Consider the following 20,574-nt stretch of genomic DNA (forward strand, 5'->3'; position numbering starts at 1 on the left):
GCGATGGACTACCACCGCACGCGCAGCGGCTGCGGCATCCAACTGTTCTGGATGGACCAAATCGACCACGGTAGGAGATCGACCAGCTCGTCAACCGTCCTGCGATGCACCTTCAGGTGCCGAGCACCGTCCTGAGCGGCACGGCGCTCCAACAGCCCTTCGCGCATCAGGAACGTCTCGCGCAGCGCCTCGATGGAGGTGTTCTTCACCTGGGCCCAACGCTGAATAACGGCTCGCAGCAAGCTGTCGGACAGCGCAAGCTCAGACTCGGTCGGCGCCGCTTCAGTGGGCATCAGCAGCGTGGACGGCGAGAGGCCGCACATCAGCTTGGACAGCAGCAGCAGCGGCTCCGTCAGCGCCCACTCGCCGCTGGCCAGAAAGCGCATCAGATGCACCGCGCGATGGTTGGCGGCCGCATCGACAAACTGTCCATCGCGCACCATGCCGAGCGACTCAAAGTAGTGCGGCAGAAACGGCCAGAGCAGCACCATACCGGCATCATCAACGCGGAAGACGTCATAGCCGGCGCTATCTTGGTGCGTCACGATCAATCCAGAATGAAATCCCGCTCCGCCTTGCCGTTGGCCAGGCTCGGCTGGCCCAGCAGGTCGCGCACGGCGTCCTCAATGGTGGCGGACATGGCGTTGAGGGCAAGGTCGTTGTCTTCGGTGCCGAAGGGCTCTTCAATTTGCGCCGCGATGGCCTCGTGCGCCATGAAGGTATAGGCCACGAACACCGCAAACACCGGCGTGAAATTGCCGATGCTCTCTACCAGCCCGAAGGGCAGCGCCGCGCAGAAGAAATACACCGTGCGGTGAATCATCACGGAGTACGCAAACGGCAGCGGCGTATTGGCAATGCGCTCACACCCGCCAATGAGGTTGGTCAGCTCGGTCAGGTTGCGATCAAACGCCAGCACGCCAACCGTATCCAGCGCGCCCGATTGCGCGCGGCGCTGCACCCACTCCCCCAACCACAGTACGAGGATGGTCGGCTGGTAGCGCGAGGCCATCACGCGATTGAGCAGCGGCGCGGGCAGGCGGGCGGCCAGATCTTTACGCGCATCGGTGCGGCGCAACTGGTGGCGCAGCGCATGCGGCAGCGCGCCCAGCACCTGCGTGAACTCATGCAGTTCGTCCGCAGGCACCGCATTGCGCGGCAGCGTCAGCGCCTGGCGCGTGAGCCCGCGTGCAACGTTGAGCAACTGGCCCCAGAGCTTGCGCGCCTCCCAATAGCGGTCGTAACTGGCGTTGTTGCGAAAACCCAGGAACACCGCCAGCGCAATACCCACCAGCGAGAACGGCGTCGTGCTCAGGTTGACGGTAATGGGCAGCCAATGCGCATGCACCGCCATGGCGGCCAGCGAGATCACGAAGATGAGGAACAGGCGCGGCAGAAGCTGCGGCAGCACCGAACCGCGCCATGCGAGCAGCATGCGGAACCAGTGCAGATGGGGGCGGACAACCATGGGGAGCGAAATGCTTTGGGGAAGGAGTGTGGCGAATTATGGCAGACGGCCCGTGTGCCGACTGACCTCCCCTGCATTTGCGTGCGGCATGCTGGCATTCCCGCCCGTCACGGGAACGCGTCAAACCGTTGTTATTGGCTGTAGCCACGCCGCTCGATGGCGGCTAGTACGTCCCACGTTTGCGGATCGACATCGCGGCCCCCGAGCGACATCGAAACGTACGCGTCGATCGCATCCACAAAGCCTTTGATGCTAACGAAGAGGCTTGCCGATTCTGGTGTGTCGATCAAAGGAGTAGACGTGCTCCCTTGGCTGTTCTGAACACCGGCCCACCAGCCTGCCAGGAAATTCTCTTTTGCCGTCGGCCAAGTGGACGGTCTCACCGCAGACAGCGCATTTGGCCGAGTAGCGCACCAGCCGCAGCACGCGATACGGCTCCTCGTCGGCGGGACGCTCTCGGGCTAGTTCAAGTTGAACATTCAGTTCAGTGAAGCCGACCATCACATCCGGCGCCATGATGAGGCGAAGGTCTGCCAAGTCGGAGAAGGGCTTCAGTATCGAATAGCCGCCCCAAGAGATCATCAGGGCGAACAGCATCCAGACAGCGACATCTTTAGCGGACGATGACACCCTCGGGTTGTTCAGGGCCAGCCAAGTCAGCAGCAGTGTGCCGCCGACGGCTAGGAGGACAACAACACCGAAAGCAATGAAGCCGGTGCGCCGCCAACCCTTTAAGGAAAATCCTTTCTTGAACAGCGGACGGGCCCAGAACGCCGGCTTCAAGGTGAGTTCTTGAACGTAGGTGACCTCCCCCGGCTGGGGCGTTACGACAGGGTTGTCGCTCTGAGGCAGAGATATGAACTCAATGCTGTATTCCGAGCTATTACCCGCCCCTCCTGCCCCCGGTGTCTTTTTTGGCCACGCGTAGATATTGGCGCCCGCTTGTCGTGCTACGTCTTGAATGCCCGTTCGGCGCTCCTCAAGAGATTGCTCCAGCGACTTCCAGACCTTCGACAGCCATCCGGTCGCGCCGTCCGGCCCCACTTTCTGCCCAACCAAGTCAGCGATATTTGCCGAGTTGTACTTGGCAATCGGGCGTCCGCTTTCGAGCCGATCCAACGACTCCTGCGCGAGAGCGCGAGCCACGGCGAGCGCTTTGGTCTCGCGATCGAACTGCTTGTGGAAGGCCAGGAAGGCTTTGAGCGCGGCGACCTGCTGTGCCCGCTCCTCCTCCAACCCGTTGATTTCAAAGCCGGAATTTCCCTGCACCAGTGTTTCGTTCATGGTTGGAGAGTGTTTTTTGCGCCCGGCCGCTCCTAGCCTGACCTCGTCATTCACACGGAGGTCGACATGTTGCAAGGAAATGGGCAATGGATGTTTCTGATTCTAGGGGTGCCGGTCTATGCACGGAATTTACCGTTTAGAAACATGACGGTATTTCATCCATACAACGAATCAGTGAGGACGATGGTCGAGCCAATCTGCCGGGGAAAGGGGCACTGGCGCGCCGAGTACAAAAGCTGGCTGATCTTTGACCAGTTTCGGGATGCCGTTCTTGAAGAGTTAGGGAGATTGGAACGCCAATAGCGCCGTTGTGACGGCGGGCGTACGAATTGCCTGGGGAGGTTCTCGAAAACCCTGGCATTCCCGCCCGTCACGGGAACGCATCAAACCGTTGTTATTGGCTGTAGCCACGCCGCTCGATGGCGGCTAGTACGTCCCACGTTTGCGGATCGACATCGCGGCCCCCGAGCGACATCGAAACGTACGCGTCGATCGCATCCACAAAGCCTTTGACGAAGACCGGCGGAAACGCCTGCGCAGAGAAGACCTGAAGCTGCTCGCGCAGCATGCCGGGGCGGCATTGGCCGTGGGTGCACATGGCCGTGCGTACGCGCTTGAGATAGGCCTGTGCTGCGAGTGCGCCGTTCAGGTAGACACGGTTTTTGGTGAGTCTGCCGGTGTCGGGTGACGTGGGCGTGGGGGTGGGTGGTGCGGGTGGAGATGGGTAGGACGCGGGGCGGTGCCCGCTTTTGACAGATGGCATGTCGGCCTCTCTAAGTAACAGTGGAGGCGCGCCATTCGTCGCCAGACGAAGGTGGCGGGCCTGACGGCGGGGCTGGCGAACCGGCCCTTAGAGAACGACCGGCAGACCCGAAGGTCTCCCCGCCCGGCCCGCCATAAACAACACAAGCGAGCAGGAGCGGACCATCGCTTGCGCGATAGCCTCTCTAAGAACTGCTATGCAGGTCGCCAAACCCGGCTGCCGTTGGTGCGGCAGCGGTGAGGATTATACGGAAGCGACCCGCAAAAACAGCCTGTCATGAGGCTCCAAAGAATTACGAACGGCCTGATGGCACTGGCCTAGTGACCCAGTGCGCGCCACTTGCAGTGCACCAGCGCGGGATAGAATGAGCACAAAAATTTACAGCCAATCCGGGGGGATTGCATGCTGCCTAATGAAGATGAGGACACCGTTCAGCACACGGCTGAAACGGCAACGGAGATTCCCGAGTTCGTCGTCGGGAAGGCCTACAACCGCAGAGAAGAAATCACAGGAAAGTTTGGCGGCAACGGCCAAAGCGGTATCGCGCCCTCGCGCCAGTCACCCGCCATCTTTCTGTTTACGGGGAACGGCGAGCCGCACGGTTATAAAGACAAGTTCGACGAGTTTGGTTACCTGTATTACGTTGGCGAGGGCCAGCTCGGCGATATGAAGATGATGAAGGGCAACCTCGCCATCGCGTCTCACGCGAAGGACGGGCGCGCGCTTCATGTGTTTCAGATGACGGGCAAGGGTAGGCCTTGCGTGTACCTGGGTGAGTTCGCTTGTGACTCGCACTTCATCAAACGAGATGCGGACCGCAATGGAAACGAACGCGATGTGATCGTGTTTCGACTGATGCCGGTATCAAACACGCTGCGCCGCGAACTAGACGATCTGCCCGATCAAGGCGATGACACCGCGACGAAGGTCGAGAGCGAACCGGCGGACTTGTCGACGTTGAGGCAAGCGGCGATTGATGCATGTCAGCCTAGCGGCCCGATCGCAGACCCGAAAGAGACTGTGCGAATTGCATACCAGCGTAGTGCCCGCGTTAAGCGATATGTCTTGGCGCGTGCGCAGGGCCACTGCGAGCTTTGCGAGGCGCCGGCACCGTTCAATCGCAAGAGCGACGGCACGCCGTATCTGGAACCGCATCACATCAACAGGCTTTCTGATGGCGGGCTGGACCACCCGAAGTACGTCGGCGCGATCTGCCCGACGTGTCACCGTCTGATCCACTTTGGCGAGAACGGCCAGCACCGAAACGACGAGCTGCGCGCGCGCATCGCGGCGAAGGAAGCGCCGTTTGCGGACGGAAACGCTTAATAACCTGCGCACTGCGCGATGTCATCGACTGTCTGAGGCTAGCGTTCCACCTTCAAACAGTGGAACGCCACGATCAAAGAGTCGCGCTTCAGCCTAAAACTGTGGAGTCCGCCCCTCTGGCGGTCGTGCTTCACCCTCAAACACTGACGCTTCACTGTATAAGGGTGGCGTTTGTCATCCTTAGACAGTGAAGCGTCACGGTCTGGGCCTCGCGCTCCACCTTCAGACACTGAACCGTCACGCTCCGAGAGTCAGGCTCGACTCTCTAACGCTCGAACTCGACCGTCCAAGAGTCGAACGTCACTCTCCAACACTGAAACGAAACAGGCGGCGGCCGAGCGGTTTCCTTCGGAACCGTCCGATCGAATTGTCAAATGTCGATGCTTGCATTGCTACCGAGACTGCGGCACGCCAATCTCGCCCGGTTGTGCCAACCGGCATAACGTCGCCAACCAACAAGGATTGCAATGTCACAAAACTTGATTTCGTTTCAACCGAGCCCCGCGGACCTGACGGCCATCGACGCCGCGCTTAAGACACTCGAAGAGAAGCTTGTTGGTCTGATCGACTTATCGACCGAACAACGCAGCACGCTCATGAAGATGGGCGACAAGTCGGAGGCGTTTTGCCGGAAGGCCGTGGAAGTGTTGGGCAACAACCCTGGCGTGCTGCCGGCCAACTTCAGCCTTGTAGAGTTGCGGCGCGACCTTGCTGGCTTTGACACGCTCCGGCCACGCTTGGTCCGCGTTGAAAAGCTCTACGAAAAGATGCGCGATTCGCAGCTGGCGCTGGGTAGCGATTTGATGACGGGTTCACTGGAAGGGTATGCCTTCCTGAAGGTAGCAGGTAAGGGAGAAGGGCTGGATACTGCTCGGCAGGCTTTGTCGGTTCGGTTTAGCCGGGGGCCGAGGAGGAAGATGGAGGAGGAGGCACAGTGATGTGACGGGTTGTTAATGGTTTGACCGCATAGATTCACTAATACCTTTTAAGAATATTTAAGGGTGTTGGTATCAAAATAAAAAACGCCGAGATAAATCTCGGCGTTTTTCGTTCGGCTTAACCAACCCTCAAACATCAATATTCCGTGCCACCAACGCATTGCTCTCAATGAAGTTTCGGCGCGGTTCCACGTCGTCGCCCATCAGCGTGGTGAAGATCTGGTCCGCGGCAATGGCGTCTTCAATCTGCACGCGCAGCAGGCGGCGCTGGGTGACGTCCATGGTGGTTTCCCACAGCTGCTCGGGGTTCATTTCGCCCAGGCCCTTGTAGCGCTGGCGGCTCACGCCGCGCTCGGCTTCGCTCAGCAGCCAGTTCATGGCGGCGTGGAAGTCGGTGACGTTCTGCTCGCGCAGCTTGTCGCCGGTGCCGCGGCGCACCTTGGCGCCTTCGCCAATCAGGCCCTGGAAGGTGTGGGCGGTCTGGGCCAGGGCGGTGTAGTCGGCGCCGGCCACGAAGTCGGCGTCGATGTGGCTCAGGCGCTGGTTGCCGTGCTGGCGGCGGACGACCATGACGCGGTATTTCTCGCTCTTTTCGTCGTACTGCATGAAGGCGTCTGCGGTGGCGCCGCCGTTGGCGTTGCTGGCGTTGCCCTGCATTTCCAGCAGGCGGGCCTTGAGTGCACGGGCGCTGGCGTCGGCTGCGGCTTCGCTTGACAAGTCGAGCACCACGCCTTCAGCAATGGCGCGCAGGGCGTCAGCGTCAATCACGCGGGACAGGCGTTCGATCACGCCGCGGCTGAGCTGGTACTGGCGGGCGAGTTCGGCCAGGGCGTCGCCGGCAATCTCGGTGCCGTCGGCACGCACGAGCACGGCGGTGTCCAGGGCCTGGCGCACGAGGTAGGCGGCCATCTCGACGTCGTCTTTGATGTAGCGCTCTTCCTTGCCGTGCTTGATCTTGTAGAGCGGCGGCTGGGCGATGTACACGTGGCCACGCTCGATGATCTCGGGCATCTGGCGGTAGAAGAACGTGAGCAGCAGCGTGCGGATGTGCGAGCCGTCCACGTCAGCATCGGTCATGATGATGATGCGGTGGTAGCGCAGCTTGTCGAGGTTGTAGTCGTCCTTGCCAATGCCGGTGCCCAGGGCGGTGATGAGCGTGAGCACTTCCTGGCTGGACAGCATCTTGTCAAAGCGGGCGCGCTCGACGTTCAGGATCTTGCCCTTGAGCGGCAGGATTGCCTGGAACTTGCGGTCGCGGCCTTGCTTGGCCGATCCACCTGCGGAGTCACCCTCGACGATGAAGAGTTCTGACAGCGCGGGGTCTTTCTCCTGGCAGTCGGCCAGTTTGCCGGGCAGGCCCATGCCGTCGAGCACGCCCTTGCGGCGCGTCATTTCGCGGGCCTTGCGGGCGGCTTCACGCGCGCGGGCGGCTTCGACGATCTTGCCGCAGATGATCTTGGCGTCGACAGGCGTCTCGAGCAGGAAGTCGGTCAGGGCCTTGGCCACGACTTCTTCCACCGGCAGGCGCACTTCTGACGAGACGAGCTTGTCCTTGGTCTGCGAGCTGAACTTGGGCTCGGGCACCTTGACGGACAGCACGCAGGTCAGGCCTTCGCGCATGTCGTCGCCGGAGGTTTCGACCTTGGCCTTCTTGGCGATCTCGTTGTCGACGATGTACTTGTTGATGACGCGCGTCATGGCCGCGCGCAGGCCGGTGAGGTGGGTGCCGCCGTCGCGCTGCGGGATGTTGTTGGTGAAGCAGAGCACCTGTTCGTTGAAGCCGTCGTTCCATTGCATCGACACTTCAACGCCCACGCCGTCTTTCTCGCCGTTGGCCACGAAGATAGTGGGGTGCAGGACGTTCTTGTTCTTGTTGATGTATTCAACGAAGCCCTTCACGCCGCCCGAGAAGGCGAAGTCTTCTTCCTTGCCGGTGCGCTGGTCGCACAGCTTGATGTGCACGCCGTTGTTCAGGAACGAGAGCTCGCGGATGCGCTTGGAGAGGATCTCGTAGTGGTATTCGACGTTGGTGAAGATCTCTTCGTCGGCCAGGAAGTGCACTTCGGTGCCGCGCTTGTCGGTGGTGCCGGATACGCGCAGCGGAGACACCTCCACCATCTTGCCGTCCGGGGCTTCCATGGTGTCGAGCAGGCGGTTTTGCGGGATGCCGCGTGCGAAGTCCATGTGGTGGACCTTGCCGTCACGGCGCACCGTGAGCTTGAGCCACTTCGACAGGCCGTTCACGCAGGACACGCCCACGCCGTGCAGGCCGCCCGAGACCTTGTAGCTGTTCTGGTCGAACTTGCCGCCGGCGTGCAGTTCGGTCATGACGATTTCTGCGGCACTGCGCTTGGGCTCGTGCTTGTCGTCAAACTTGATGCCGGTCGGGATGCCGCGGCCGTTGTCGACCACTGAGATGGAGTTGTCGGTGTGGATGGTGACGAGGATCTCGGTGCAATGCCCGGCGAGCGCTTCGTCGATGGAGTTGTCCAGCACCTCGAACACGAGGTGATGCAGACCGGTGCCGTCGGAGGTGTCGCCGATGTACATGCCCGGCCGCTTGCGAACCGCCTCCAGGCCTTCCAGGATCTGGATCGAGGCGGCGCCGTAGCTGCTGCCGTCGTTGGGTGCGGATTGCGGTTTCTGCTGTTCGGTCATGTCGTTCTGCTCGCTGCCACGGGCACGAAGAGGGTGATCTCGGCGCACATAGCGGGGTTGCTTAAAAACGGCGAAGGGGCGGATCTTTCCGATCCAGCCCCTCGTCTTGCTTTCGATGGTTGTTCGCGCGGCTTGCTGAAACAGCCTCGTCAAATGCGCATCGGCATGACGACGTACTTGAAGGTGTCGTCGTCGGGCAGGGTGATGAGCGCGCTCGAGTTGGAGTCGCCCAGGCTCACCTGCACCTTTTCGGCCTTGAGGTTGGCCAGCACGTCCAGCAGGTAGGTGACGTTGAAGCCGATATCCAGCGCATCGCCCTGGTAGTCGATTTCGAGTTCTTCCTGCGCTTCTTCCTGGTCAGCGTTGGTGGAGCTGATCTTCAGGACGTTGGTGTCGAGCATGCAGCGCACGCCCTTGAACTTGTCGGTGGTCAGGATGGCCGTGCGTTGCAGCGCCTGCTGCAGGAAGGCACGGTCGATCGTGAAGCTGTTGCGGTAACCCTTCGGGATCACGCGCTGGAAATCGGGGAACTTGCCTTCGACCAGCTTGGAGATCAGCTCGATGTTGCCGAAGGTGAACTTGACCTGGTTCGAGGCCAGTTGCACCGAGACGGGATCGTCCACGTCTTCCAGCAGGCGTTGCAGCTCGAGGATGGTCTTGCGCGGGATGATGACTTCGTGGCGGCCGCCGGCGCCTGCCGGTTGCTCGCCGGTTTCGACGCCGCAGTAGGCCAAGCGGTGGCCATCGGTGGCGACGGCCATGACATGCTTGCCGTCCACCACCAGCAGCATGCCGTTGAGGTAGTAGCGGATGTCCTGCTGGGCCATCGCGAAGTGCACCATCGCCAGCAGGTGCTTGAGCGTCTTCTGCGGCAGGGTGATGCGCGCACCGAAATCGGTTGCCTCGGCGACGGTCGGGAATTCTTCGGCGGCCAGCGTCTGCAGGGCAAAGCGGCTCTTGCCGGACTGCACCGTCATGCGCTTGTCGTTGAGCGTGAGAGCGACTTCGCCGTCGGGCATCGCACGCAGGATGTCGACCAGCTTGCGGGCGGCCACGGTGGTGGCAATGTCGCCGGCGCCGGCGCCGCAATCGGCGTGCGTGGTGATCTGGATTTCGATGTCGGTGGACAGGAAGGAGACCCGTTCACCGGTCTTGCGGATCAGCAGATTGGCCAGGATGGGCAGCGTGTGTCGGCGTTCCACGATGCCGCTCACGATTTGCAGCGGACGCAGCAGGTTGTCTCGCGAGGTTTTGACCAATTGCATGAAGGCGTTCCTTGCAGTTTGAGGTGACACCGCGCGCGCCCCTCAAGGCAGGTGCCTGCAGGAGCATTCGCGATTAACCCCAAACTTCTTGTAAATCAAGGGGTTAATCACAAATTATACCGCAAAGAAGGGGGCGCTGGATAGCGTCGCGCGCGCGGCAAATACAGCTATTGTGCATGAAAAGACGCCCGCATTCGAGCGGGCGTTTGTCGAGGCTTGATTCAGGGCGAATGGCGTTGCCATGCGCTCTGCTGACCATCGCGCGGTCAGCCTTTGAGCGTTTGCTCCAGCACGTGCAACTCGTGGTTGAGCTGGGCGTCCTTGCTGCGCTCGTCGGCGATCTTGCGCACGGCGTGCAGCACCGTGGTGTGGTCGCGTCCGCCGAACAATTCGCCGATCTCGGGCAAGCTCTTCTGCGTCAGCTCCTTGGCCAGATACATGGCGATCTGGCGCGGGCGCGCGATGTTGGCCGGCCGCTTCTTGGAGTACATGTCCGCGACCTTGATGTTGTAGAAATCCGCGCAGGTCTTCTGGATGTTTTCCACCGAGATCTGGCGGTTCTGCACGGTCAGCAGGTCTTTCAGGGCCTCGCGCGTGACCTCGATCGTGATCTCTTTGCCGTGGAAGTTCGAGTACGCCAGGATCTTGCGCAGCGCGCCTTCCAGCTCGCGCACGTTCGAGCGCAGGTGCTTGGCCACGAAGAAGGCCACTTCTTCCGGCACGATCACATTCTCAGCCTGCGCCTTCTTCATCAGAATCGCGACGCGCATCTCCAGCTCGGGCGGCTCGATGGCCACGGTCAGGCCGGAGTCGAAGCGCGAGATCAGGCGGTCGTCGATGCCGGTGATCTCTTTCGGATACGTGTCGCTGGTGATGATGACCTGCGCGCGGTTGGCGATCAGTGCCTCGAACGCATAGAAGAACTCTTCCTGCGTGCGGTTCTTGCCCGAGAAGAACTGAATATCGTCGATCAGCAGCAGATCGAGCGAGTGGTAGTAGCGCTTGAAATCGTCAAACGCCTTGCGCTGGTAAGCCTTCACTACGTCGGAAACGTACTGTTCTGCGTGAATGTAGCGAATGCGCGCGCGCGGGTTCTCCATCAGCATGAAGTTGCCGATGGCATGGATCAAGTGCGTCTTGCCCAGGCCCACGCCGCCGTACAGGTACAGCGGGTTGTACGACTTGCCCGGGTTGTTGGCGACCTGGATGGCCGCAGCGCGCGCCAACTGGTTCGCCTTACCGGTGACGAAGTTGTCGAACGTGAGGATCGGGTTCAGGCGCGACCGCTCATGCACGGTATCGTCTACCGGCACCTGCGGCGGCGTGGCCAACCCGAGGTTGGACGCAACGGCCGGCACGGGCGACGGCATGCGGTACGACTGGGCGCTCGCCTCGGCAGCGTCCATCACGGGGACATCGATGTCGGCCACAGCATGGCTCGCGGCAGCCAGCGGCGTTTCGCGGTACATCGCGGGGGTCGGGCGCACGGGGGCGCCGTCGTGCCTGGGCTGCGCGACGCCGTTGGCGCCGGACATTGCCTGCAGGGATTGAATCGATTGCGCCGCCAGGGGCTGCATCGGCACCGGCGCCAGTGCCGGCTGAAGGGCCGCCTGGCGCTGGCCGGCGGCCGGGTCGAGCACGAACTGGACATCGACCGTCGCCTCCCAGTAGTCGCACGCAAGCGACTGGATACGGCCCGAGAACTGGCTCTTGACCCAGTCGAGCTTGAACCGGTTGGGCGCGGCAATCCGCAGCGTGCACGCCTGCTCGTCAAACGACAGCGGCGTCAGCGGCTTGATCCACGTCTTGAATTGTTGCGGCGTCAACTCACTCTCGAGCTGAGCAGACGCCGCGTGCCAGAAATCCTGCATCGTTATCGTTAGGTGTTTGACCGGCACCACACACGCGTCATCGACGACGTCCCCGGGTGAGCCGGCCGCCGGGCCCCTGGCGCATGCCAGAAACCGGATGGCTTTCGTTGTTGGAGCGGGATTGTACCCCCGGCCGAAAGTTATCCACAAAGGATAAGTCTGTGGATAACCTGTGGACCTGCTGTGAGTAGCGGTGGACAACCGTTTTTTTACACCTCCCGCAAACCCAGCACCGGCAAGGCTTGACGCAGAACGCCCCAAGCCGCACAAGGCACTGGGGACAACTTCGTTGCGCGTGGAAGATCAGGGGCGCATACCCGTTATCCCCAGCTCCGCACGCTTGACAGGCGCGGCGAATATCGTTTAAATGGCGGGTTCTGCGATGCGCGGCAGGGGAGCGCACGCTTGTTCGCGTCAGACGCGGTGCCGGGTTCCATCCCGTCGCGCCTGATCCGGCGGGAACCGATGTTTTCGGTGCCCACATTACCGGTGACGCCCAAGACCTGAACAACACAGCGCACGGCGGTCTGCGTGGGCGATTTCTCCTACTGAATCGACACCAGGCTGACAGGGTGACCCTAAGGCCCGGCGCGTGCGGCAGCGTCCGCACCCATTAACCAGAGAGTGCATCATGAAACGTACCTATCAACCTTCCGTTACCCGTCGCAAGCGCACCCACGGTTTCCGTGTCCGCATGAAGACCCGTGGTGGCCGTGCCGTGCTGAACGCACGCCGCGCCAAGGGCCGCAAGCGCCTGGCCATCTAAGACTGCCGCGCCCCGGGTGGCGGCTTCTGCCGTTGCCTATGGCTTTTGCGGCACGCTGACGATGGGCCCGCACGCCTACCCCAAAGCCGCAAGGCTGACGAAAACGGATGAGTTCTCATCCGTTTTTGCTTTGCGGCCGGTCCGGCGTAGTCGTCACTTCGTGCTGTACGTGCGCGCCAACGGCCACCCGCAGGCGCGCCTGGGTGTGGTCATCGGCAAGAAGTTCGCCCGGCGCGCCGTGGAGCGCAACCTGATCAAGCGCCAGTGCCGCGAACTGTTCCGGCTACGGCAGCCGAAGCTGGGCGGACGCGACGTGCTGATCCGCCTGCAGGCCAAGTTCCCGCGCGAGGACGTGCCCTCCGTGGCCGCCTTCAAGCGCATCTGCCGCGAAGAGCTTTCTCATTTGTTTGAGATTGCCGCGCGGCCGCTGCCTGCGGCACCCACGGCAGCGCCCCCGGCACCCCCTGCCGCGGAGACACCATGACGCGCGTGCTGCTGTTCCTCCTGCGCGCCTACAAAGTGGCATTCAGCCCGTTTGTCGGCGCGCAATGCCGGTTCCTGCCGACCTGCTCCGACTACGCACGCGACGCCGTGCTCACGCATGGGCCGGCTGTCGGCAGTTATCTTGCGGCAAAACGCCTATGCCGCTGCCATCCGTTCGCACAAGGCGGGTATGATCCTGTGCCGCCCGCCGCTGGCAATGCTGCGCCCCGCTCCACCGATTCTGCATCGACCGACGCGACCGCAGCCGACACCCCGGCTGCGCGGCCGTCGATTCACCTTCCCAGACCGTAATCCGACATGGATATCAAACGCACCATTCTCTGGGTGATCTTCTCGCTGGCGGTTGTCATGCTGTTCGACAACTGGCAACGCGCGAATGGCCACCAGTCGATGTTCTTCCCGACGCCGCAGACGGCTACCACCTCTGCGACCGCGCCGGGCAGCACGCCTGCAGGCGACGTGCCAAAGAGCGCTGCGACCACTGCAGCGACGAACACCCAGGCCGCTCCGGCCACGGGCGCGGCCTCGCAGGCTCCGGCCTCGGAAAAGGTCGTCATCACGACGGACGTGCTCCGCGCCACCATCGACACGGCAGGCGCCATCGTCAGCAAGCTCGAGCTGTTGACGCAGAAGGACCACGACGGCAACCCGATGGTGCTGTTCGACCGCAGCCTGGAGCGCACGTACCTGGCGCGCTCGGGCATCATCGGCGGCGACTTCCCGAACCACACGACGGCATTCACGGCCTCGGCCGGCCCGCGTGACCTGGGCACCGGCAACGATGTCTCCATCACATTCACGGCCGACAAGGGCGGGGCCAAGCTAGCCAAGACATATGTCTTCAAGCGCGGCAGCTACGTGATCGACACGCGCTTTGACGTGACCAACGACGGCTCGGCGCCGATCACTCCGACGCTGTACATGGAGCTGGCACGCGACGGCGGCGCGGCGGAACAATCGCGCTTCTACAGCACGTTCACCGGCCCGGCCGTCTACACCGATGGCGATCACTATCACAAGATCACCTTCGCCGATATCGACAAGGGCAAGGCGCACGTGCCGTCGCCGACCGACAGCGGCTGGGTGGCGATGGTGCAGCACTACTTTGCATCGGCGTGGATTCCCGCCGCCAACGTCAAGCGCGAGTTCTATGTCGATCGCATCGACACGAACTTCTACCGCGTCGGCATGCAGGAGTCGCTGGGTACGGTGGCGCCGGGCGCAAGCGTATCGGCCACGGCGCGCCTGTTCGCCGGCCCGCAGGAAGAGCGCATGCTTGAAGGCATCACCCCGGGCCTGGAGCTGGTGAAGGACTACGGCTGGCTGACCATCATCGCCAAGCCGCTGTTCTGGCTGCTGGAGAAACTCCACGGGCTGCTCGGCAACTGGGGCTGGTCCATCGTGGCGCTGACGGTGCTGATCAAGCTGGTGTTCTTCCCGCTGTCGGCCACGAGCTACCGCTCGATGGCGAAGATGAAGGATCTGCAGCCGCGCATGACGTCGATCCGCGAGCGCCACAAGGGCGATCCGCAGAAGATGAACCAGGAGATGATGACGCTGTACCGCACCGAGAAGGTGAACCCGCTCGGCGGCTGTCTGCCGATCGTGATCCAGATTCCGGTGTTCATGGCGCTTTACTGGGCACTGCTCTCGTCGGCAGAAATGCGCGGCGCCCCCTGGATTGGCTGGGTGCACGACCTGTCCGCGCCGGACCCGTTCTATATCCTGCCGGTTCTGATGGCGGTGTCGATGTTTGTGCAGACGCGCCTGAACCCGACGCCGCCGGACCCCGTGCAGGCCAAGGTGATGATGTTCATGCCGATCGCGTTCTCGGTGATGTTCTTCTTCTTCCCGGCCGGCCTGGTGCTGTACTGGGTGGTGAACAACTGCCTGTCGATCGCGCAGCAGTGGTCGATCAACCGCATGCTGGGCACCAACAAGAAACCCGCTGCCGCCAAATAAGGCGAGACGGGACGCAAAGAAAGAGGGGCACCTTCGGGCGCCCCTTTTTTCTTGATCCAGCGCGATTCCAGAACGAAGTAGGCCGCCGCGATTGTGCAGCTGCCCGGGTCACGGATGGACGCCCCGAGTAAGCGGGCGATCGTGCTGGTGCAGGCCCGGCCTGCCGCTGCTCTGGCCGCTCGCATCAGTAGCGGCCACCCAAAGGCGTGCGGCTCGGCACGTACCTCCACCCGCAACACCACATGCCTCCGCCGTTGATGGGATGATCCCCAACCGGCCCCGCACGCCGGCATACCGGTTTGCCGTGCGCCCCCCAGCCGGCCGTATCAGGTTGCCCCGTCAACGAGGCGGCCAACGCCGGCAGCCTGCTCACACCAATGACGCCGCACGCCGCTGCGATCGATTATCCAAATCGCCCTGATGGGAAACTGGCGCGCCGATGCGAGGCTGCCGCACAATACCGCTCATGACCGCTGCACACGAACCCCACACCTTGTCAAACGCCGCCAGCACGCCACGCGCACCCAATCGCAGCATCCCGATCGCGGCGATCGCCACCGCGCCGGGGCGCGGCGGCATCGGCGTGGTGCGTGTGTCGGGGCCCGATGTGCGCGCCGTCATGCAGGCGGTGTGTGGTCGCCTGCTGACGCCACGCCAAGCGACCTACCTGCCCTTTCTCGACGCAGACGGAAACGCCATCGATCGCGGCATCGCGCTGTGGTTTCCGGCGCCGCATTCGTACACGGGCGAGGATGTGCTTGAGCTGCAGGGCCACGGCGGGCCCGTCGTGATGCAATTGCTGCTGCAGCGCTGCCTGACCGCCGGCCGCGAGATCGGCCTGCGCGTGGCCGAGCCGGGCGAGTTCACGCGCCGCGCCTTCCTCAACGACAAGATGGATCTCGCGCAGGCCGAGGCCGTCGCCGACCTGATCGAGGCCAGCACCGAAGCCGCCGCACGTTCAGCGGCACGTTCGCTCGATGGCGCGTTCTCGCAGGCGGTGCATGCGCTGGTCGAGCGCGTGATCCATCTGCGCATGCTGGTGGAAGCGACGCTGGATTTTCCCGAAGAGGAAATCGACTTCCTGGAAGCCTCCGACGCGCGGGGTCAGCTCGCCGGCATTCGAGCGGCCGTCGATGGCGTGCTGGCGCAGGCGCGCCAGGGTGCGCTGCTGCGCGAAGGCCTGCACGTTGTGCTGGCGGGGCAGCCGAACGTCGGCAAGTCGTCGCTGCTCAATGCGCTGGCCGGTGCCGAGCTTGCCATCGTCACGCCCATCGCCGGCACCACGCGTGACAAGGTGCAACAGACCATCCAGATCGAAGGCATCCCGCTGAACATCGTCGATACGGCGGGCCTGCGCGACACGGAGGACGAAGTCGAGCGCATCGGCATCGAGCGCACGTGGGCCGCCATCGCGCGCGCTGATGGCGTGCTGCATCTGCTGGACGCGGCGGACTATCGCACCAACGGCCTCTCGCCCGAAGATGCCGCCATCGACGCGCGCATCGCAGCGCACGTACCAGCTGGTGTGCCGACGCTGCGCGTGGTCAACAAGATCGACTTGGCGGGTGTTGCCGCCCCCGGACGCAAGGATGGCTGCCCTCCCGAGGTCTGGCTGTCGGCGCGCAACGGCACCGGTATCGAGCTGCTGCGCACGGCATTGCTCGAAATTGCAGGCTGGCAGGGCGGCGGGGAGGGCCTGTACCTTGCACGCGAGCGCCATCTTGCAGCGCTGCGCACGGCACGCGACCACTTGGCCATGGCCGCCGAGCATGCCGCCCAGCAGGCGCAGGCGCTGGACCTGTTTGCGGAAGAACTGCGGCTGGCGCAGGAGGCGCTGAACAGCATCACAGGGGCATTCTCCAGCGATGATCTGCTGGGCGTGATCTTCAGCCGGTTCTGCATCGGCAAGTAAGCCTGATGTCGGCCTACCCCATCTCGATCAAAGGCGTGTTGCGCGCGCCTACCGGTGAAATCGTCCTGCTGCTCAACGAACGCCGCGAATGGGAGTTGCCCGGCGGGCGACTAGAGCGCGGCGAATCGCCCGCCGAATGTCTTGCACGCGAGATGGCGGTAGCGCTGAGCCTGCAGATCGAGGTGGGCGCGCCGATCGATACGTACCTGTTCGAGGTCGTGCCGGACAGGCATGTCTTTATTGCAACGTACAACTGCAGGCTGATGGGCGCGTTCAAACCGACGATCAGCCATGGACACACGCAAATCGGTTGCTTTGCGCCGGGAGCGCTGCCGGCCAACCTGCCGGCTGGATACCGGGCGTCGATTGCGGCGGCGTGTTCGGCTGACGTCTAGGACACCGCCCTCAGCGCAATCACGGAGGAAAAGCGGGAGCCCCACCCGAGCCGCAACCCCGATCCCGAAAGAAAAACGCCAACAGCCAGCCGGTCAGATACCGCTGGCGGAGGTCGTTTGCAACAGAAAAATCGAGCGCAGACACGCCGATCCAACGGAGAATGGCATTCATGCCATCAACCGCGTCCTGCAAGCTTCTGTATCGGGGGGTAGAGCGTTGGCCAGGTCGGAAAGCAATTCCGGATGCGCATGGGCGCAACAAGCCAAGCTCGGCGGAACGGATGTCGATGGACTTCACGCCGCCAGCGGCAGCACCCGATTGGTGCTACCGAAACAACCGCGCGATCTTAGTAGAGCTTCTTGGGCAGCATTTGCGAGCGCAGGCGTTTGCGCGTGCGCGACACAGCGGCAGCCTTCTTGCGCTTGCGCTCGGTCGTCGGCTTCTCGTAAGCGGTACGAGCGCGCAGTTCCTTGATCAGGCCAGTGCGCTCGATTTCACGGCGGAAGCGGCGCAGCGCAACTTCGACCGGCTCGTTTTCTTTCAGACGGATGGTGGTCATCGGGTCCCTTGCTCAGTATTCGGGTGGACGGCGAAACCGCAGATTATATACCGCCCAGAGGGCAAGCAGTGTAGTTGAATCCGTTTACCGATGCAAGGTCGGGAGCGCCTGTGACAAAAAGCCTATTTCCCGCCACTTCTTTGCGCAGTTTCGTGGTCTCGAAACGACGGCAGACAGCCATCCCCAGCGAGGAATGCTACTTGCTGCGGCGAGCGTACCTTCGGACCTCTGATGTGGAACGTACGCCCGAATCCGCCTTGACGCCCGGCATGACCGGGACACCGGCCATCATTGAAGCGCTGCCCGAGCCGCTGCGCTACGTGGACGATACGCGCCCTGGCTATACCCGCCGTCGACGCCGGCGCGGCTTCGTCTATTTCGACACGCGCGGCGAACGCATCCGCGACCCGGCCGTCATATCGCGCATCCACAAGCTGGCGATTCCACCAGCGTACACCGATGTGTGGATCTGCCCCCATGCGAACGGCCATCTCCAGGCCACCGGGCGCGATGCGCGCGGACGCAAGCAATACCGCTACCACGCCGGCTGGCGCGCTTTCCGCGATGCAAACAAATATGGCCGGCTGCTGACCTTCGGGGCGGCGCTGCCGCGGGTGCGCAAGGCGATTGCCGCCCACTTGGCGGCCCGGGCCTGCCGCGCGAGAAGATGCTGGCGACGGTTGTCTTCCTGCTGGACGTGACGCTGGTGCGCGTGGGCAACGTGGCATATGCACGCGACAACCGCTCCTATGGGCTCACGACGCTGCGCAATCGCCACGTGGAGGTGCATGGCAACACGGTGCGTTTTCAGTTTCGCGGCAAGAGCGGCGTGGAGCACGACGTGTCGGTATCGGACCCGCGTCTGGCGCGCATCATCCGGCGCTGCGTCGATCTCCCCGGGCAGGAGTTGTTCCAGTACATCGATGAAGCAGGCGAGCGCAGTGTGGTGGATTCCATGGATGTGAATGCGTACTTACAAGAGATCACGGGCGCAGATTTCACGGCAAAGGACTACCGCACCTGGGCCGGCAGCGTGCTCGCGCTGGATCTGCTGCGCGGGCGCACCTCGGCGAACGTTACCGAGGCGCGCCGGCAGGTGGTGGAAGCCATTGCTGCCGTGGCCAAGCGTCTGGGGAACACGCCGGCTGTCTGCCGCAAGTGCTATGTGCATCCGGCCGTGGTGGACGCCTTCCTGGCCGGCGAGCTAGAAGCACTGCCCCCGACCCGCGCACGCAGGGGCCTGCGACGCGAAGAAGCGGCGCTGCTTCGCTTTCTTGAATCCAGTGCCAGCGCAAAGGGCACAGGCGAAAAAAAGCCCGCCTGAACAAGGCGGGCTTTCGAGCGAACAGACGCGAACTTACTTCGATGGCTGCGGCGTCATGTCCGGCGTGGCGGGCGCAACACCCGGGGCAGCCGTCGGCTGAGCCTGCTGCGCCGCCACCGTGGTGCTGTGCTCCTGCAGACCGCCACCCAGTGCCGTGTACAGATCGATGGCGTTGGTCAGGCGGGCCAGGCGCGTCTGCACCAGGGTCTGGTCGGCGCTGAACAGATCGCGCTGCGCGTCGAGCACATCGAGGAAGCTCGACACGCCGTTGCGATAGCGCTGGTCAGACAGTGTCAGGCGATCGGCCGTAGCATCGCGGAAACGCTTCTGCGCGGCCACCTGCTCTTCCAGCGTGCCGCGCGCCACGAGGGCGTCGGACACCTCACGGAAGGCGGTCTGGATCGTCTTCTCGTAGTTGGCCACCGCAATCTTCTGGTTGGCCTTCGTGAGGTCCAGGTTGAAGACATTGGTACCCCAGTTGAAGATCGGCAACGTGAGGTTCGGTACGAACGACCACAGCCCGGTCCCGCTCTTGAACAGATTGTGCAGCGCCGTGCTGGCCGTGCCCACGTTGGACGTCAGGCCGATGCTGGGGAAGAACGCTGCACGCGCCACACCGATGTTGGCATTGGCGGCCACCAGCTTCTGCTCCGCCTGGCGAATGTCCGGGCGCTGCTCCAGCAGCTCCGACGGCACACCTGGCGGGATATCGGCGACGATCCTCTCCGACGAGACCGTAGTCGGTGCCGGCAGGTCGGCTGGCAGAGGCGCGCCCACCAGCAAGACCAGGGCGTTGGTCGCCTGGGCGTACTGGCGGGTGAGCTGTGCCACCGATACGCGCGCCGATTCGACGAGGGTCTCGGTCTGGCGCAGATCCAGCGCCGACGAAGCGCCCACGTCAAACCGCTGCTTCGCTAGCTTGTAGTAGTCCTCGCGGCCCTTCAGGGTCTGCTGGGCCAGTTCAAGCTGCTCGGCGTACGCGCGCTCGTTCAGGTAGGCCTTGGCCACCTGCGAGATCAGGCTGATCTGCGCGGCACGCCGGCCCTCGTCCGTCGCCAGATAACTTGCACGCGCAGACGACGTGACGTCGCCCACGCTGAACAGGTTCACCTGATAGTTGCTGATGCCCACGCCAAGCTGGTACTGCTTGGTGTAGATGTTGCCGCCCGTCGTCGAGATCGACGGCGGCGTATGGCTGCGCGTGTACACCGCGGAGGCGTTGACCGGCGGCAGCAGATCGGCGATCTGCAGCCGGTACTGCGCACGGGCAGCCTCGACGTTGAGCATGGCCACGCGCAAATCGCGGTTGTTCTCCAGCGCCAGGCCGATCAGCTTCTGCAGGCGCGCATCAGGGAAGAACTCGCGCCAGCCGAGGTCGGTGGCGCGCGGGGCGTTTTCACCCGGCTTGGCGCTATCGGCCGGCACGGCATAGCCGGCCGGAGCCTGCGGATACGTGCCCGCGACCGGGGCATCCGGGCGCTCATAGGTGGGCGCCAGCGAGCAGCCGGACAGCACGCCGGCCGCCAACAGGAGCGCCGGCAACAGCGCGGGGGTTCGGAAAGTCATGGTGTTCTGCAT

General features: G+C 63.1%; 18 protein-coding genes and 1 pseudogene. 10 read left to right on the forward strand and 9 right to left on the reverse strand.

What is annotated here, in order from left to right; all coding sequences use genetic code 11:
* Nucleotides 1-8 precede the first annotated feature (8 nt).
* From R2N03_RS12060 to R2N03_RS12070, 3 genes are all read right to left on the reverse strand, one after another.
* A complete protein-coding gene (locus tag R2N03_RS12060; RefSeq protein ID WP_316657865.1) occupies nt 9-545 on the reverse strand; it encodes a contractile injection system tape measure protein in 537 nt (178 codons plus the stop codon).
* A gap of 2 nt (nt 546-547) precedes the next feature.
* Nucleotides 548-1,468 carry a bestrophin family protein gene (locus R2N03_RS12065; RefSeq protein ID WP_316657866.1) on the reverse strand — a complete coding sequence of 307 codons (921 nt, stop codon included), beginning with the start codon at nt 1,466-1,468 and terminating at the stop codon, nt 548-550.
* Between the two features lie 252 nt (nt 1,469-1,720).
* Nucleotides 1,721-2,752: a hypothetical protein gene (locus R2N03_RS12070; RefSeq protein WP_316657867.1), complete on the reverse strand. Its 1,032-nt coding sequence runs from the start codon at nt 2,750-2,752 to the stop codon at nt 1,721-1,723.
* Between the two features lie 66 nt (nt 2,753-2,818).
* Between R2N03_RS12070 and R2N03_RS12075 the strand changes: the two genes are divergently transcribed.
* Complete coding sequence (locus R2N03_RS12075) at nt 2,819-3,055, forward strand: hypothetical protein (RefSeq protein ID WP_316657869.1); 237 nt, start codon at nt 2,819-2,821, stop codon at nt 3,053-3,055.
* Nucleotides 3,056-3,146: 91 nt separating this feature from the next.
* Here the strand turns inward: R2N03_RS12075 and R2N03_RS12080 are convergent, their stop codons facing one another.
* The gene (locus R2N03_RS12080; protein ID WP_316657870.1) at nt 3,147-3,515 is read right to left on the reverse strand and encodes a hypothetical protein; all 369 of its coding nucleotides are present in this window, start codon (nt 3,513-3,515) and stop codon (nt 3,147-3,149) included.
* 402 nt (nt 3,516-3,917) lie between these two features.
* Between R2N03_RS12080 and R2N03_RS12085 the strand changes: the two genes are divergently transcribed.
* Both R2N03_RS12085 and R2N03_RS12090 read left to right on the forward strand, forming a co-directional pair.
* Entirely contained in the window at nt 3,918-4,841 is a 924-nt protein-coding gene (locus R2N03_RS12085) for an HNH endonuclease (RefSeq protein ID WP_316657871.1), read from the forward strand.
* 467 nt (nt 4,842-5,308) lie between these two features.
* Complete coding sequence (locus tag R2N03_RS12090; RefSeq protein WP_316657873.1) at nt 5,309-5,779, forward strand: hypothetical protein; 471 nt, start codon at nt 5,309-5,311, stop codon at nt 5,777-5,779.
* 129 nt (nt 5,780-5,908) lie between these two features.
* Here the strand turns inward: R2N03_RS12090 and gyrB are convergent, their stop codons facing one another.
* The 3 genes from gyrB to dnaA form a co-directional block, all read right to left on the reverse strand.
* Complete coding sequence (gene gyrB, locus R2N03_RS12095) at nt 5,909-8,437, reverse strand: DNA topoisomerase (ATP-hydrolyzing) subunit B (protein WP_316657874.1); 2,529 nt, start codon at nt 8,435-8,437, stop codon at nt 5,909-5,911.
* Between the two features lie 149 nt (nt 8,438-8,586).
* On the reverse strand, nt 8,587-9,702 hold the full coding sequence (dnaN, locus tag R2N03_RS12100) for a DNA polymerase III subunit beta (protein ID WP_316657875.1): 1,116 nt from the start codon (nt 9,700-9,702) through the stop codon (nt 8,587-8,589).
* 266 nt (nt 9,703-9,968) lie between these two features.
* Nucleotides 9,969-11,573, reverse strand: a complete 1,605-nt coding sequence (dnaA, locus tag R2N03_RS12105) for a chromosomal replication initiator protein DnaA (protein ID WP_316657877.1) — start codon at nt 11,571-11,573, stop codon at nt 9,969-9,971.
* Nucleotides 11,574-12,204: 631 nt separating this feature from the next.
* Here dnaA and rpmH point away from each other — a divergent pair.
* The 6 genes from rpmH to R2N03_RS12135 all read left to right on the forward strand — a co-directional run bounded on the left by rpmH (nt 12,205) and on the right by R2N03_RS12135 (nt 17,112).
* On the forward strand, nt 12,205-12,339 hold the full coding sequence (gene rpmH / locus R2N03_RS12110) for a 50S ribosomal protein L34 (RefSeq protein WP_003262958.1): 135 nt from the start codon (nt 12,205-12,207) through the stop codon (nt 12,337-12,339).
* A 61-nt stretch (nt 12,340-12,400) separates the two neighbouring features.
* The gene (gene rnpA / locus R2N03_RS12115; protein ID WP_316658188.1) at nt 12,401-12,823 is read left to right on the forward strand and encodes a ribonuclease P protein component; all 423 of its coding nucleotides are present in this window, start codon (nt 12,401-12,403) and stop codon (nt 12,821-12,823) included.
* Nucleotides 12,820-13,134 carry a membrane protein insertion efficiency factor YidD gene (yidD, locus tag R2N03_RS12120; protein ID WP_316657889.1) on the forward strand — a complete coding sequence of 105 codons (315 nt, stop codon included), beginning with the start codon at nt 12,820-12,822 and terminating at the stop codon, nt 13,132-13,134. Before rnpA ends, yidD begins: the two co-directional genes overlap by 4 nt.
* Before the next feature lie 6 nt (nt 13,135-13,140).
* Nucleotides 13,141-14,805, forward strand: coding sequence for a membrane protein insertase YidC (gene yidC, locus R2N03_RS12125; RefSeq protein WP_316657890.1), 1,665 nt, complete (start codon nt 13,141-13,143; stop codon nt 14,803-14,805).
* A gap of 466 nt (nt 14,806-15,271) precedes the next feature.
* Entirely contained in the window at nt 15,272-16,717 is a 1,446-nt protein-coding gene (mnmE, locus tag R2N03_RS12130) for a tRNA uridine-5-carboxymethylaminomethyl(34) synthesis GTPase MnmE (protein WP_316657892.1), read from the forward strand.
* Nucleotides 16,718-16,722: 5 nt separating this feature from the next.
* Entirely contained in the window at nt 16,723-17,112 is a 390-nt protein-coding gene (locus R2N03_RS12135) for an NUDIX hydrolase (protein WP_316657893.1), read from the forward strand.
* Nucleotides 17,113-17,459: 347 nt separating this feature from the next.
* On the opposite strand, the gene rpsU is transcribed toward R2N03_RS12135, so the two are convergent.
* Nucleotides 17,460-17,672, reverse strand: a complete 213-nt coding sequence (gene rpsU / locus R2N03_RS12140; protein WP_003262970.1) for a 30S ribosomal protein S21 — start codon at nt 17,670-17,672, stop codon at nt 17,460-17,462.
* 233 nt (nt 17,673-17,905) lie between these two features.
* Here rpsU and R2N03_RS12145 point away from each other — a divergent pair.
* Nucleotides 17,906-18,996: pseudogene (locus R2N03_RS12145) on the forward strand (DNA topoisomerase IB).
* 33 nt (nt 18,997-19,029) lie between these two features.
* Here R2N03_RS12145 and R2N03_RS12150 read toward each other — a convergent pair.
* Nucleotides 19,030-20,574, reverse strand: a complete 1,545-nt coding sequence (locus tag R2N03_RS12150; protein WP_316657895.1) for an efflux transporter outer membrane subunit — start codon at nt 20,572-20,574, stop codon at nt 19,030-19,032.

The organism is Ralstonia condita (assembly GCF_958405655.1).
Taxonomy (GTDB): Bacteria; Pseudomonadota; Gammaproteobacteria; order Burkholderiales; family Burkholderiaceae; genus Ralstonia; species Ralstonia condita.